This is a genomic window from Sorangium sp. So ce296 (assembly GCF_051529605.1).
Taxonomy (GTDB): domain Bacteria; phylum Myxococcota_A; class Polyangia; order Polyangiales; family Polyangiaceae; genus Sorangium; species Sorangium cellulosum_D.
This window is the reverse complement of sequence record NZ_CP150325.1, coordinates 11,413,874-11,429,536: the sequence shown is the minus strand read 5'-3', so window position 1 is coordinate 11,429,536 and position 15,663 is coordinate 11,413,874. Positions and strand designations below refer to the sequence as shown.

The 15,663-nt window shown below is 69.2% G+C and carries 4 protein-coding genes; all 4 read right to left on the bottom strand.

From position 1 onward, the window contains the following. Nucleotides 1–73: 73 nt before the first annotated feature. Complete coding sequence (locus tag WME98_RS42225) at nt 74–11,581, bottom strand: tetratricopeptide repeat protein (RefSeq protein ID WP_437947301.1); 11,508 nt, start codon at nt 11,579–11,581, stop codon at nt 74–76. 71 nt (nt 11,582–11,652) lie between these two features. Beyond that, the gene (locus WME98_RS42220) at nt 11,653–12,561 is read right to left on the bottom strand and encodes a tetratricopeptide repeat protein (RefSeq protein ID WP_437320457.1); all 909 of its coding nucleotides are present in this window, start codon (nt 12,559–12,561) and stop codon (nt 11,653–11,655) included. A 641-nt stretch (nt 12,562–13,202) separates the two neighbouring features. Next, nucleotides 13,203–15,245, bottom strand: coding sequence for an AgmX/PglI C-terminal domain-containing protein (locus tag WME98_RS42215; protein WP_437947300.1), 2,043 nt, complete (start codon nt 15,243–15,245; stop codon nt 13,203–13,205). 89 nt (nt 15,246–15,334) lie between these two features. Then, a complete protein-coding gene (locus tag WME98_RS42210) occupies nt 15,335–15,610 on the bottom strand; it encodes a hypothetical protein (protein WP_061622314.1) in 276 nt (91 codons plus the stop codon). Nucleotides 15,611–15,663 lie beyond the last annotated feature (53 nt).

Below are 15,663 nucleotides of genomic sequence, written 5' to 3'. Positions count from 1 at the left end.
CGAGCCGCCCCCGGCCTCGGATGCTCTGATTCCGATGTAGATTCAGCTATTTAGGGTTCACCGACGCGCGCGCTCACCCCTCGCCGATGGCGATGCCGAGCGCCTGACGCAGCGCAAAATACTGATCGCTTGTCGAGAAGACGATCAGCTCCTTGAGCTTGTCCTGGGGCGGGAGATCCCCGGGCTGCTGCGGCTCGGCGGCGATGATCTTCTTCGCGATCTCGAGATCGCCCGAGAGGAGCAGGCCGGTGCGCGCCGCGGTGATGTCGACGCACTGGACCCACCGCTTGATGTTCGCCTTCGCGCCCTCCGCGAGGAACTTCTTGACCACCATGCGGAGCCCCTCGAGCTGCATCGGCTGCATGAAGCCGCGGAGCGTCTGCGCGGTGGCCATGATCTGCTTCTCGATGTCCTGCGGCACCGGCGTGTCGGGCGCGACCAGCTTGATCCCGGCGAACAGGAGCACCGTCAGCTCGGTGACCGTCGGGAACAGCGTCTTGATGTAGTGCTCGCCGCGGTACATCGCGAGGTGCTTGCCGACGATGAACGTGAGCTCCTGCGGCGAGAACCCGGTGAGGACGGTCTGCCCCGCGACGGACGCCGGCTGCTCGTTCGCCACCGCGACGAGCGCGCCGGGGACGTCGCTGCGCACGTAGAGCCGCGGCGCCGGGAGGCCGAGGACGTTGGCCGCCCACCCGAAGGTCCGGGCGAACGTCACCGTCGAGGTCGCCGGATCCTGCAGGAACCGCGGATCGAGGACCGGGAGCTCCTTCCTCTGCTTCAGCGTCTCGATCTTCGCCCTGAGCGCGGCCCCCGCGATCATCTCGAAGATCTTGCCGACGTAGAGGTTCTCCTCCTCGTGGAACAGGTTCCTGATCCACTGCTCGTTGTCGAGCCGGCTCTTCGCCGGGATCAGGCCCTGCGGGCGGTAGTCCTCGAAGTACTGCTGCTCGTCCGGATCGGCCTTGCGGAGGAACGCGAGCGCCGCCGCGACGCACCAGGCCTGGTCGTAGCGCTTGCCGTCGACGTACAGGCGGTAGAGCCGCTTGTACGGGTCGATCTTCATCGGATCGATCTTGACCATCGCCTGGAACTCGTTGGTCGCCAGATCGAACTGCTCCGACTGCTCGTAGAGCTCCGCCAGGATCAGGTGCTCCGTCGCGTCCTCGGGCTTGAGCCGCGAGGCCATGCGGAACGTCTCGACCGCGGCCGTCCGGTCGCCGAGCCGGTCGCGGTAGATGAGCCCGAGCGCGTGCCAGAGGTTGTACTCGAGGTCCGTGTTCCCCTTGCCGGCGACCCGGTGCAGCATCTTGCGGTACGCCCGCTCGAGCTGCTTCCACTCCTTCTGCGCCGTGAGGATCTTGTTGATGCGCTCGAAGGCCTCGAGGGAGTGCGGGTTCAGGTCCAGCGTCTCGTTGAACAGCTCCACCGCGCGCGCCGGGTCCTCCAGCTTGTCGCGGTAGATCTGCGCCATCGTGTAGAGGTAGCGGCTCTTGCGATCCGGCTGCGGCTCGAGGTCCGCGATCCGCTGGAGGCAGTCCACCATCTGCTCCCACTGCCCCGTGCGCTGGTAGAGCTGGAGCAGCTTGTGGAGCAGGACGTGGTTCTGCGGCTCGAGATCGAGCGCCTCCTCCAGGGCCTCGACGCCCTTCGGGATGTTGTTCTCCTTCTCGACCCAGATGTCGCCGATCTCGTTCAACATCCTGAACCGCTCGGCGCCGTCCATGATGTTGTCGAGGATCAGCCGCTTGTAGTGGCAGACCTGCTTGTAGTCCTTGAGCGCGTCGTAGACGGCGACCATCGCCTCGAGCGTCGGCCGGTGCGACGGATCGGCCCCGAGCGCCTTCTCGAAGTTGTTGACCGCCTGCTTCGACTGCCCCTGCGCCTGCTTGATGCAGCCGAGCTTGTAGTAGACGGTGGCGCGCTCCTCGGTCTCGGCCTCGTCGAGGCTGGTGAGCACCTTCTGGTAGTTCGTCAGCGCGCTCGCCCAGTCGTTCAGCTTGAAGCTGACGTCGGCGAGGCCCCGGATCGTCTCCTGGTCGGTGAGATCGAGGTTGTGCGCCGCCGTGTACGCCTTGAGCGACGCCTCGTCCTTGCCGAGCCGCTCGAGGACCTTGCCGAACGTCCGCTGCAGCCGGTGCTGCTCTGAACGGTCGCGCTTGCCGCTCTTCCTGACGAGCATCTCCGCGAGCGGCTCGGCCTGGGCCCACCGCTCCGTGGAGACGTACTCGTTGAGGAGCGGCATCGCGGCGTCCTCGTTGTCGGGGTCGCTCTGGAGCGCCATCTCGTACGCCTGCACGGCGAGCGCGTGCTCGCCGAGCATGTCGTCGCGGAGCTTGCCGAGCTCGACGAGCAGCCGCGCCTTGGCGCGGGGCGCGTCGGTGTTCATCTGCTCCTGCTCGAGGTAGCGCGCCGCGCGATCCCAGTCGGCCGCGTCGATCGCGATCACCCGCAGCGCCGCCAACGTCGGCACGTGGGTGGGGTCGAGATCGAGCGCCATCTCGAAGCGCTCCTGGGCCAGCCCGCGCTCGCCGAGCTTCTCGTCGAGCTGCCGGCCGATCCGGTAGTACATGTCGACGCGCTGCTTGCCGTCCACGGTCAGGTCCGCGACGCGCGTCATGTACTCGATGGCCTTCGACGAGTTGTCCTGCTTCTCGTAGAGCTTCGCCAGCGCCTCCAGGGACGGGACGTGCGTGTCCTGGATGTCGACGATGTTCAGGTAAGCGTCGATCGCGCGGTCGAGGTCCTCGATCTCCTCGGCGTAGACCTTCGCCGTATGGGACCAGAGCTCGATCTTCTTCTGGCGATCCTCGGCGGCGTTGATGTGGCGGTCGTACGTGTTGATGAGGTCGTGCCACTGCCGCAGCCGGCGGTAGCAGCGCTCCAGGGCCTCGAGCGCGGGCTCGTGCGACGGGTCGATCTCGACCACCTGCTCGAGCCGCGCGGCCGAGAGATCCGGCTTCAGGAACTGCTCCTCCTGGAGGTTCGCGATCTTCATCAGCACGTCGATGCGCTCGCGCTCCGTGGTGACCACGTCGAGCTGCATCTCGAGGACGCGCACGAGATCCGGCCACTGGTGGGTGGTCGTGTACACGCGCTCGAGCCCCCGCATCGCGAGCAGGTTCGACGCGTCGATGTCCAGCACCTCGCGGTAGACCGCGCCGGCCTTCTCGATGAGGCCGAGCTTGGTCTCGTAGAGGCCGGCGGTGCGCAGCTTCACGCTCGCGACGACGTCGGGCTCGCTGACGGCCTTCGCCTTGCGGAGCAGGACGTCGACGAGGTCGTTCGACTGGTCGCGATCCGTGTAGATGCGCTCCAGCGCCTCGAGGGCCGGGAGGTGCAGCGGATCGACGTCGAGGGCGCGCCGGTAGAAGCTGAGCCCCTGCTCGACCTCGCCCATGTGCTTCTCGAGCACCTCGCCGAGCTCGGTCAGGATCTCCTTCCGGTCGACGTCGATCACCGCGACGTTGAGGGCGTTCGTCAGCATCTCGCCCTGCCGCTGCCACTGGCCGGTCTTCTTGAAGAAGTTCGCCATCTGGCGCAGCACCGCCACGTTGTTCGGGTCGTACGCGTAGATCTGCTGGTAGTACGGCTGCGCGTACTCGGGGTGACCGAGGTCCTCCGAGTACCACTTGGCCAGGCGCAGGCAGAGCGTGATCTTCTGGACCGGGGCCGTCTCCTGCTGGAGCCACCCGTTCACCGTCTGCACGAGCTCGGGCCAGCGGTTCGTCGCCTGCGCCATGCGCTCGAGGTACCGGACCGTCTCCATGTCGGAGTAGTCCATCTCGAACGCCGTGAGCAGCGCGTCGAAGGCCTGGGGCCTGTCCTCGAGCTGCTCCTCGAAGACGCGGGCCACCTTGCGGAGGATGTCGGTCTTCTCGTGCACCTCCTCGCGCGACTCGAGCCGCGCGAGGTAGAGCTCGATGAGCGGCTCGCTGCGCCGGGCCGCGTCGTGGAGCTCCTCGAGCGCCGCGAAGGCCTGGTCGTGCGTCGGGTCGAGCTCCAGGACCTTCTCGTACGCGAGCGTGCCGCGGTCCTTCTCCTCGACCTGGTGCTCCCAGATCTGCGCCACCTCGAGGTACTCGCGCACCTTGTCGGCCGGCGACTCGTAGGCCGCCGCCCGGCCCATCTTCACGTCGATGACCTCGACCCAGCGCCCCTCGGCGCGGAGCAGGTTCTCCAGGGCGGCCATCGCCTCGAAGTCCTTCGGGTCGACCTCGAGCAGCTTCCGCCAGGCGTCGATCGCGTCGTAGGCCTGCCCGAGGACGTGCTGGTAGGTCGTCCCGAGCTCGCGGTAGAGCGCGATCACGTTCTCGGCCGGCAGCACGTCGCGCGCCCGATCCACCGTCTGGTGGAGCGCGCTCACGATCTGCTCGGGCTCGTTGCGGAGCCGCCAGATCGCCGCGATGGCGTAGAGCGCCTCGAGGTTCGCGTAGTCGATGTCGAGCACGCGCTGGTAGTCGTCGAGCGCCGAGTCGTCGCGGCCGAGCTGCTCGTGGAACAGCTTGGCGCGGCGGAGCAGCACCGCGACGCGCGACTCGTCGTCGATCGCGATGTCGTAGTGCCGCTCGAGGACGTCACAGAGCTCGGCCCACTGCCCGACCCGCTCGTACAGGTTGGACAGCGCCCCGAGCGCCTCCGGATCCTCGCCGCGGAGGTCGAGGACGCGCTTCCACGTCTCGACCGCGCCCTGGACGTCGTTCAGTCGATCGGCGAGCAGGTGCGCCATCTTGGCGCGGATGTCCGCCTCCTGGCTGTCGCCCATCGCGTTCTCGAGCTCCCGCTCCAGCACGACCTTGAGCTGGGTCCAGGCGCCCTTGGTCGTGTAGATGCGCTCGAGGGCGCTGATCGCCTGCTCGTTCGTCGTCTCGAGCTCGTCGAAGATGCGCCGGAAGGCGCGGATGGCGTCGTCGAGCTGCCCGAGCCGCTCCTCGTACGTCTGGCCGAGCCGGAGGTACAGGTCGACGAGCTCCGGGCGATCCTCGGTCGCGCGCACCCGCTGCTCGAGCACGCTCGCGAGCTCCGGGTACTGCTCGAGCTGCGTGTAGATCCGGTCGAGGTTCGAGAGCGCCTCGGCCTCGAGCGGCTCGATGCCGAGCACGTACCGGTACGTCTCCTCCGCCTTGGCGACGTCGCTGAGATCGGTCTCGAAGACGCGCGCGAGCCGCTTGCCGATGCTGGTCTGCACGTCCTTGTCGGCGTGGATGCCCAGCACGTCGGCGTACGCGTTCGCGAGCAGCTCCCAGCCGCCGTCGACCGAGCCGGCGAGCCGCTCGACCTCCTCGAGCGTCTTCTCGTCGCGCGGGTACTCCTTCAGCGCCCGGATGAAGACGGCGAGGGCCCCGTCCGGCGAGATGAGGCGCTCCTCCTGGAGCTCGCCGAGCCGGTAGTACATCGACAGCCGATCCGGCTCCTGGGTGAGGTGGGTGAGCTCCGCCTCGAGCACCCCGCCGAGCTTCTCCCACTCCGCCGCCGCCTGGTAGAGCGGCTCCAGGATCGCGCCGATCTCGATCTGCTTGATCCCGGCCGCGAAGAGCCCCTCGAGGGCCTCGAGCGTGGGCGAGTGCTCGGGGGCTGCGGTGAGCACCTCGCGGTACGCCGCGATGGCCGCCGGCAGGTCGTTGAGCCGCGTCTGGTACACCACGCCGAGCCGGTACTTGAACTCGAGGATCTCGTCCGGCGACTGCGCGATCTCCGACTCGCGCGAGAGGATCGTGACGAGGTCGCTCCACCGCTCGGTCGCCGTGAACAGGCGGTCGAGCGAGGCGATCGCGGTCTGGTTCTCCGGCTCGACCTCGAGCACGCGCCGGTAGCGCGCGACGGCGCTGTCGATGTCGTCGAGCTGCGTCTCGAAGATCTGCGCGAGCCGCAGCCCGAGCTCGACGAAGCGCCCCGGCTCCTCGCCGAGCCGGCCGAGCTCCGTGTCGTAGAGCGCGGCGACCTGCGGCCAGCGGTTCACCATCATCGCGAGCCGCTCGAGGTTCGAGAGCGACTCCTCGTTGCCGATGTCGAACGTCACCGCCCGCGCGTACGTCTCGAAGGCGGTCACGTGGTCGCTCAGCATCTCCTCCGAGAGGCGCGCGATGCGGTGGAGCAGGTCGACCTTCTCGTACGGGTCCTCGGCCACCTTGACCCGGACCTCGAGCACGCTGATCAGCTTCTGCCACTCGCCGGACGCGTCGTAGATCGGCTCGAGGACCAGCGCGGCGCCGAGCGGATCGCGGGTGCCGTCCTTGATCTGCTCGAGCGCGCGGAGCGTCGGCTCGTGGTCGGGCATCTGCTGGAGCAAATCGCGGTAGAGCTCGATGGCCCTCGACACGTCGTCGAGGTGCTTCTCGTAGAGCTCCGCGATCCGGTACTGGTAGCTGATGCCCTCGGCCGGATCCGCGGTGATCTCCGCCTCGTGCTGGAGCACGCTGAGCAGCTCGAGCCAGTTCTGCGAGGTCTGGTAGAGGACGTCGAGCCGCCCGAGCGCCTGCAGGTCGTCCGGATCGATCTCGAGCACCCGCTGGTACGTGTCGATCGCGCTCGCGACGTTGCCGAGCTCGCGCTCGTACACCGCGCCGATCTGGTAGTAGATGCGCTTCTTCTCGTTCGAATCGAGGACGAGATCGGCCTTCTTCGCGTAGACCGAGAGCAGCTCCTGCCAGCGCGAGAGGCTGAGGTAGAGCTTGGTCAGCGCGTCGATCGCCCGGAGATCCTCGGCGTCGAGCTCGAGCACCTTGCCGTAGACCGCGATGGCCTGGTCGTGCCGCTCGAGCACCTCCTCCTCGATGCTCGCGGCCTGGAACAGGGCGAGCTTCTTCTCGTTCAGGTCGTCGAGGATCTCCGCCTTCTGCTGGAGGATCTGCGACAGCTCGTTGTACCGCTCCGACGTCCGGAACAGCCGCTCGAGCGACTCGGCCGCGTGCAGGTTGCGCGGATCGATCTCGAGCACGCGCCGGTAGTGCCCGACGGCGCTGTCCATGTCGCCGAGGTCGCCCTCGTAGATGCGCGCGCTCATCGTGTAGAGCGTGCTCGCGAGCTCCGCGTCGGTCTGCTGCGCCGCCAGCGTCTCGAACACGCGCGCCAGGTCGGCGAAGCGACCTGTCGCGCGCGCCAGCCGATCGAGCCCCTCCTGCGTCGACTCCGAGGCCGGATCCTGGCTCAGCGCCCGCGCGTAGGTGTCGAACGCCGAGTTGAGGTCGCCGCCGGCGTCCTCGTAGAGCACGGCGATCTGGTGGAGCAGCTCGACGCGGCGGGTCACGTCGTCGCTGCGGCGCACCTGCACCTCGTGCACCCCGATGAGCTTCTGGTAGTCGCCCGACTGGCGGTACAGCGGCTCGAGGATCTCCGCGATCGCGACCTCGTGCTCGGGGAGCTTCCCGAGGCGCTCGAGGGCCGCGAGCGCCTCGACGTTGGTCGGCTCGCGCTCGAGCACCTGCCGGTAGATGTCGATCGCCGACTCGACGAGCCGCATCCGCGACTCCCGCAGCGCGGCGAGCCGGAGCATCAGCCGGATCTGCGCCTCCTCCTCGGTCGCGATGCTGAGCTGCGCCTCGAGGTTGTCGGCCAGCTCCTCCCACATGCCCTGGCGGCTGAAGAGCCCGTCGAGCGCCGTCAGCGCCACCAGGCTCGTGTCGTCGGTGGAGAGGACCTCGCGGTAGGCGGCGATCGCCTCCTCCGGCTGGCCGAGCCGCTGCTCATAGACCTCGGCCATCTGCGCGTAGAGGCTCTCGCGCTCGGCGGGCTCGTGCACGAGCTCGATGCGGCGCCGGTAGACGCCGATGAGATCGCCCCAGCGCTCGGTGCGCCGGTAGAGCGCGTCCATCGCCTCCAGCGCCTCGGAGTCGGAGGGATCGATCGAGAGCACGCGGAGATAGCCGTTCGCCGCGTCCTCGACCTTGCCGAGCCGCTCGTGGATGCTCGCGAGCCGCATCCAGTACTCGCGGCTCAGCCGGGCGTCGCTCAGCGAGTCGGCGATCTCGCTGAAGATGACGTCGAGCCGGTCCCAGGCGCCCGCCTGCGCGGCGAGCGACTCGAGCTCGGCCCGCGTCTCGGCGTGCGACGGATCGTCCTTGAGCGCCCGCGACTGCGCGTCGAACGCGCGGTTCAGGTCGCTCAGGCTGTCGGCCGCCGTCCGCGCCACCTTCCGGAGCAGCGAGACGCGCGTCGCCGTGTCGCCCTCGGCCGCGGCGAGGATCTCGAGCGCCTGGATCAGCTTCTCCCAGTCGCCGCGCCCCTCGTAGATCTCCTGCAGGATGGCCGCCGCCTCGGCGCGCAGCGACTCGTTCGAGAGCAGCGCCTCGAGCGCGAGGCGCGCCGCGTCGTTGCCCGGATCGAGGATCAGGATTTCCTTGTAGTTCTCGAGCGCCCCCGCCGCATCGTTCAGGTGCTTCTCGAGGGTGCTCCCGAGCCGGAACTTGAGGTCGATGAGCGCCTGCTCGTCGAGCGGGGAGTCGATCCGCTTGCGGAGCACGTCGACGTAGGACTCCCAGTCCTGCTGCTCGCGGTAGAGCTTGTCGAGCGCCGCGAGCGCCTGCGGGTCCGTCGGCTCGTCGTCGAGCACCTGGCGGTGCGTCGCGATCGCCCGCACCGGGTCGCGCAGCTCGCCCTCGTACAGCTCGGCGATCGCGTAGAGGATCTGCTTGCGCTCCTCGGGCTCGGTGATGATGCCGAGCTTCTTCTCGTAGATGCCGAGCAGCTCGCCGAAGCGGCCCGTCTCACGGTAGAGCCGCTCCAGCGCGCTGATCGCGGCCTCGTTCTCGCCGTCCGCCTCGTACACGGCGCGGAACTGCGAGAGCGCCTCGTCGATGCGCTTCACCTCGTCGAGCAGCACGCGCCCGAGCCGGAGCCGGAGATCGACCCCGAGCGCGATGTCCCCCTCGCCCTCGGCGCGGGAGATCGCCGTCGAGTAGGCGTCGATGAGGGCGTCCCACCCCTCGGTGGAGCGCGCGGCCCGCTCGACGTCCTCGATGCACTGCTCGTCCTGCGGGGCGATCTGGAAGGCCGAGAGGTAGCGCTCGAACGCCCTCTGCGGCTCCTTGAGCCGCGTCTCGTAGAGCGCCGCGACCTGCCGGTAGAGGTCGAGCCGGGACGCGTCGTCCTGGTCGTGCGAGAGCTTCACCTCGATCGCGCCGGCGAGCCCCTTCGGGTTGTTCGCCTGCGTGTAGATCGGGATCAGCGCCTCGGCCGCGGCGAGGTGCGCGCCGTCGATCGAGAGCACCTTCTCGTAGGCGCGCGCCGCGCGATCCGCCTTCTGCTTCTGGTTCATCCAGAGCTCGGCGATCTTGACCAGCAGGCTGATCTTGGCCGCGTCGTCGGTCTCCTTGGCCTCCTGCGACTCGAGGACGCGGATGAACTCGTCCCACTTGCCGCTCTCGGCGTAGAACACCTCGAGATCGTCCCAGCGCTGGAGCTGGAGGTACGCCTTCTTGAGCGCCTCCTGCGCCTTGCGGTCCTGGGGGTTCAGCGCGATCACCTCTTGCCAGGCCTTGACCGCCGCCTCGTCGTCCTTGAGGCGCTCGCCGTAGAGCTGCGCGAGCTTGCTGAGGAGCGCGAGCTTCTGGGTGCTGTCGAAGGTCGTGTCGACCTGCTTCTGCAGCACCCGCGCGAACGCCTGGTAGTCCTTGTTCTTCTCGTAGAGGCCCGCCAGCGCGTTCAGCGCCTCCGGGTTCTCCGGATCGTTCGCGAGGACCTCGTCCCAGAGCTCGATGCAGAAGTCGACCTTCTTCACCCGCTCGGACGCGAGCTTCGCGATCTCGAGGTACTTCGCGGCGCGCTCGCCGCCCTCCGGGAGCGCGGCGGCCTCGCGGCGGAGCAGCCCGATGAGCTTCTCCCAGTCGCGCCGCTTCTCGTAGCTCTGGCGGAGGAAGTCGATCGCCTGCGGGTGCTCGCCGTCGATCGCGAGGATCGCCTCGTAGCACTTCACCGCTTCGGCCGCGTTCGAGAACTTGCCCGAGTAGAGCTCCGCCGCCTTCGCGTAGTTCTCGATCTTCTCGGCGGGATCGGAGACCGCCTCGGCGATCTCGATCAGCGTCTTGACGTACTCGTTGTACCGCTTCGCCTGCTCCTGCTTCTGGGCCTTCGCCTTGAGCTCCTCGACGCGGCCCGCGACCTCGGCGGCCGGGGGCGGCGGCGCGGTCGGCCGCCGGCCGATCTCCGAATCGGCGGGCCGGCTCTCGGCGGGGGCGCGCGGCGGCGGCGCCGGCTCGATGTCGGCGACCGAGGACCTCGCGTTGACCTCGTCGGCCGGGGCGTCCGCGGGGGCGCTCGCCCTGCCGCTCACGGGCGCCGGCGCGCTGACCGGGGCCGGCGTGCTGATCGGCGCGCGCACGCTCACGGGCGCCTGCGCGCTGACCGGCGCCGGCGCGCTGACCGGCGCCGGCGCGCTCGTGGGGAGCGGCGTGGCGTCTGCGGCCGCGACGGGCGCGGGCGCGGCCGGCGCGACGGCGACCGGCGCGGGCGCCGCGGCGGCGGCGGACGGCGCGGCGGCCGTGAGGCGCTCGCCGATCTGCGCTTCGAACGCGCTGACGCTCGGGTGCGTCGGCGCGACCGCCGAGAGCCGCTCGAACCAGCTCCTCGCCCGGATGAGATTACCGAGCTGCCGCCAGGCGATGCCGCCCGCCTGCGCGATCATGAACGGCGAAGTGCCGTTCTGGTTCGCGGCGCTCTCCGCCAGCGCGGCGACGCGCTCCCAGTTGCCTTCCTTCGTCCCCCAGAGCTCGCGCAGGTAGGCGAACGCCGCCTCGTTCGAGGGGTCGTACCGGAGCGATTCCTCGAGGAGCTTCGAGCCGATCTCGACGTTCTGGTGCCGCGTGGCCCAGCGGACGCCGAACTTGAACGCCGCCTCGCCGCGCGCCACGCCGGTGCGCGACTCGAGGATGCGGCGCTGCGTCTCGACGATCGCCTGCGGCCGCTCCTCCTCGGCGAGCAGCCCCTCGAACATCGCCGCGGCCTGCTTGTCGGAAGGCGCCGCCTCGTACGCGCGCCGGAGCAGGCCCTCGAGCTGATCGCGATCGAAGCGCTTGGCGAGGCGCGCCGCGCGCAGCAGCAGCCGCTTGCGCTCGCTCGTGGTCGCGGCGGCGTCGGCCGCCTCGACCAGCTCCGCCATGTGCGCCGCCCACGACGACTGATCGACCTGCATGTCGCCGAGGCAGGCCCGCGCCTCCTCGCTCGTCCCGCCCGAGGCGGCGAGCGCGCGCGCGTACGTCGCCGTTGCGCGCTCGAAATCGCCCGCGTCGCAGAGCACGTCGCCGAGCTCCACGAGGAGCTCGGCGGCCGCCGTCCCCTCCGGCGAGTTCCTCAGCTCAAGCTCCAGGAGCTTCTGGACCATGTTGGTCTTGCCGAGGTCCCAGTAGATGGAACGAGCCGACTCCAGCGCCTCGAGCAGCGCTGGATTCAGCTTGTACGCGTCCTGGAAGTGCTTCAGCGCCTTGACGGCCTGAAGGAACTTCTCCTCGAGCAGCCGCCCGAGCTTCAGGTGATATGCCGCCTTCCGGGTCGCGTCCCCTTCGGCCGCAATCCCCTTCTCGAGCTCCTCGACGAGCCCTTGCCAGTCATGAACCGACTCGAGATGATTGAGACGCTGCGCAAGATCCATTGATTATCGACCCTCGGCCCCGACCTTCGAACGGATTGAAACGCCTTACGTGCCCCGCGCCGCGCGCGACGTCACGAGCCACCGAGCCGCGCGACGAGCGTGTTCGCCGTCTCGCACTCGGTCTTGAAGCTCGCCGCCTTCGAACCCTTGCAGGCGCGCGTTGTGAACCCCTTGAGCATCTGGATCGCCTCCTGCTTGCGCGGCGGATCCAGGGTCGCGTACGTGCTCCCGAGACTCCAGAGGATCTGTACGGCCTCGGGGCCGTCCTGCGGCGCGGCCGCCTTGGCGGCCTCGAGCTCGGTCACCATCTCCGCGGTGGAGCCGCGCTCCTGGTAGACCGACGCGAGCAGGCTGTGGACGCCGAAGAGGTACTTGTCCCCAGGCTTCGCGAACGACTTCGCCTCCTTGAGCACCTGCTCGGCCTCCTTGGTGTAGCCGAGGCGGATGTAGAGGTCGGCGAGCGCCGCGTAGTACCGGATCTCGCTCGGGTTGTGCTCGATCGCCTTGGTGAGGTTCTCGAGCGCCTTCTGCTCGTCGTCCGTCCAGAGGTAAACGTTCCCGAGCTGCGAGTAGCAGTCCGCGAAGTTGGGATCGTTCTCGATACACTTCTGGTAGGGCTCTTTGGCCTCTTCGTAGGAGATCGTCTTCTTCTTCGCCTGCTGCTCGAGCGCCCAGCCCCGCTCGAACCAGTAATTGGCGAACTTCGGGGCGATCTGCGTGGCGCGGGCCAGCGTGGATGCGACCTTATCCCACTCGTCCCGCTTCTTGTACGCCATCGCCAGCTTGAAGAAGATGCGGTGGTTCGTGGGGTCGAGCTTGGTCGCCTGCTCGTACTTGTTGGCCGCGCCCTCGGGGTTGACGGCGACCTCCTTGTCGGCCTGATTCGCCAGGATGACGGCCTCCTGCCGATGCCGGGAGCAGCCCATCCCCGCCGCGCTCGCCGCGACCAGCCCAACCATCAAGAATGCTCCAAGCTTCATCTGCTCACCTTTCGAATGGGATCGACTCTGCCAGCGTCCAAGCGACCGCGGGCGTCGCGTCGCCCCTCTCCAACAGTCCCCGGAGCCGGCTGCGCCGCTCCGCCCAACAGTCCCGGGAGCCGGCTGCGCCGCTCCGCCCAACAGTCCCCGGAGCCGGCTGCGCCGCTCCGTCCAGCAGTCCCCGGAGCCGGCTGCGCCGCTCCTTCAGCAATCCGGAGTCGGCTACGCCGCTCCTTCAGCAATCCGGAGACGGGCTGCGCCGCTCCGTGTGGCACCGTCACAAGCTTCCTGAGGTGGCGCGCGTTCAACCTCGCGCGGCGTCGCGAGAATAGGCGGAGGGAACCGCGGAAGTCCAGGGCTTCAGACCCCGCCCCTGCGCCGGTCGGCAGCGCCTTCCGGCAGGCCCGCGCCCCCCTCCCCTGCGACGCCGCACGGCGACCTGGTGGGCGTCCACGCGACGCCGCACGGCGACGTGGCGGACGTCCACGCGACGCCGCGCGGCGGCCCAGCGCGCCCCCCCGCGATCGCGGGCGCGGCGACCGCCGGAGACGCCGCGCACCTGCTGCGTCCGGTCCAGGAAATGGCGAACGCCCCGCACGGTGCGTGCGGGGCGTTCGAGCGAGCCGACGGGCGAGGCGGGCTCAGCCGCCAGGGCTGAGCATGATCGGGTAGACGACGGTGACGATACCGCCCTCGGGCTGCGGGAACGACAGGCCGTAGAACGCCCGCACCACGCAGGAGACCACGCCGTTGTCCGGCAGATCCGAGCCGCCGTTACCGACGTTCGAGACCGCGCCGTCGCGCCCGATGACGAAGCGCACCGCGACGCGGCCCTGCAGGTTCGGGTTGTTCCTGAGGCCGTTCTCGTAGCAAAGCCGGAATCGACCGAAGTTCTGGCGGACGATACGCTGGATGACCTCGGGCGGCAGGCGACCGCTCACGCTCGTCGCACCCATGCGCACCTGCGGCGGCTTGGTGCGATGCGACCCGCCGAGGCGGCCGTGGCCGGAGCCGAAGCCCTGGCCCGTGCCGGTGCCGGCGCCGTGGCCGATGGTGCCGATCGAGCCGAGGCCGATACCCTCGCCGCGCCCGCCGCCGCCCTCGCCGATACCGGAGAGGCCGAGGCCGCCCGCACCGAAGGAGTCGCCGATCTGATCACCCCACATGTTGCCGCGGGCGCTCAGCGGATCGTTGCCGAGCGAATCGTCGCGGCCCCAGGGCGCGGTCGGGGCGTTCGGGTCGCCGCCGGCGCCGGCGTTCAGCAGACCGATCATGCCGAACTCGGCGGCGTCGCGCAGCGCGGCCTGGCGGGCGATGTGCGGATCCGGGTTGTCCGCGGGGCCCTGGACGCCGTAGCGGTTGCCGGTGGCCTTGGTGTTCGGGTTACCCATCGAACCCTCTTCACCCTTGGCGCGCGTGCCGGTGCCGCCCTCCTTGTTGTCCGCGGCGTTCTCGGCGACCTGCTCGGTCTCCTTCTCCTCCATCTCCTTCTCGGCGGCCGCCGCGAGGTACTGCTGGATGAGGAACTGCTGGTCCGCGGAGATCCCGTCCTCGCCGGTGTCGCCGAGCGGCGGCATAAAGAAGGCCATCGCCGCGAGCAGCCCGAGGTGCACCGCCATGGAGAGGCCGGTATACAGCAGGCTCTGCGTGTCCAGCTGGAAGTGGCCGGCCACGACCTTGCCCGCGTTCACGGCGGACACCTGGAAGACGATGCCGTCGAGCTCGACCTTCGCTTTGCCGCCGGACGGGAGCGCCATCTGGTAGGCGCCCGACAGCTCCGAGCACGGCTGCGCGCGGCCCTGGTCGATCGCCTGCTGCACCGTGATCTTCGGCGTGCCAGGGATCTCGATGGTGCCGGTGGCGCGGGGCAGGAGCACCACGGAGACCGAGCCCGAGCGGTCGGCGAGGACGATCGGCGCCCGCGTGGTGCCGAGCTTCTCCGACGGGATGAAGTAGTCACACTTGAAGTTCTTGCCCTCCTCCTCACCTACGTAGAAGGAGCGCGGCGGCGTGAGGTGCGCGACGTGAAGCACCGCGGCATCCCACAGAATCATGATCTCGACGGACGCCGCCGGGACCTCGACCTCCTCGCTCGGCACGTCCGGCCCGTTCTTCACGAGCGTGTACGTGTAGGAGCCTTCGGGCGCGTCCGGGGGCACCTCGTCGACCGCGGGCGCCGACTGCGCGAACGGGTTGTTGTAGGCAAACGGATCTGCCCCGCCCGCGGCGGTCGCGGCGAACGGGTTCGCCGGCGCGGCGGCGAACGGGTTCGCGGCCGGCGCGGCGGCGAACGGGTTCGCGGGCGGCGCGGCCGCGAACGGGTTCGCGGGGACCGGCTTGGCAGGGCCCGCTGCCGCGGCCACCGCCACCGGCTCGGCGCGCTCCAGCATGATCTTCGTGCCGCCGATCTGGAGCTGATCCCCGGGGCTGATCTTGCACTTGTTGACGCGCGCCCCGTTCACCATCGTCCCCGGCTCGTTGCCGAGATCGATGAGCGTGATGTCCTGCGGGGAGGCGACCTCGATGACCGCGTGCATGCGCGAGGCAAGCTCGTCATCGACACGCAGATGGCTCTTCGCGTCCTTGCCTACCTTGACGATATCCTGCGTGATCGTCTCCCGACGGACGAGCGCTTCGTTTTGGTAGAGCGCAAATGTGAGAGCGACCCTTTGCTTGCCTTCCATCTCCGCCAGCCTTCCCTATACGCCCCGCGGCGCACGCCCCCGGCTCCGGGGGATCAATCGACAGGGCAGGTGCCAACCTGCCCAGCACATCAGAGGTTCTCGACCGACTTGAGCATCTCCGGAACGAACGAGGTACGGGGCCGAATCAGCGTCGTCCGGACGGGGCCGGGCCGCACGCGGATGGTGGCGTCGTTGGGGCCGAATCCGCCGGCGTTCAGCGGATCGTCGGAGAACTCGTACCCGTAGCCCTCTTCCTTCTTCGCGCCGCCGCCGCCCTGAGCGGCCTGCGCGAACGCCGATGAGGCGACCACGCTCGTAAGAACGGCAGCCACGACTCCCGCACCCAATCGGGTCAACCCTCTCATTCCAGCCTCCTGACAATGTTCCGACGCGGTTACAGTGCCATTGTACCGCCTAC

Excerpts from the sequence above, each read along its gene's own strand:
- WME98_RS42215 (WP_437947300.1), bottom strand. The coding sequence starts at position 15,245 with ATGGAAGGCAAGCAAAGGGTCGCTCTCACATTTGCGCTCTACCAAAAC.
- WME98_RS42210 (WP_061622314.1), bottom strand. The coding sequence starts at position 15,610 with ATGAGAGGGTTGACCCGATTGGGTGCGGGAGTCGTGGCTGCCGTTCTT.
- WME98_RS42220 (WP_437320457.1), bottom strand. The coding sequence starts at position 12,561 with ATGAAGCTTGGAGCATTCTTGATGGTTGGGCTGGTCGCGGCGAGCGCG.
- WME98_RS42225 (WP_437947301.1), bottom strand. The coding sequence starts at position 11,581 with ATGGATCTTGCGCAGCGTCTCAATCATCTCGAGTCGGTTCATGACTGG.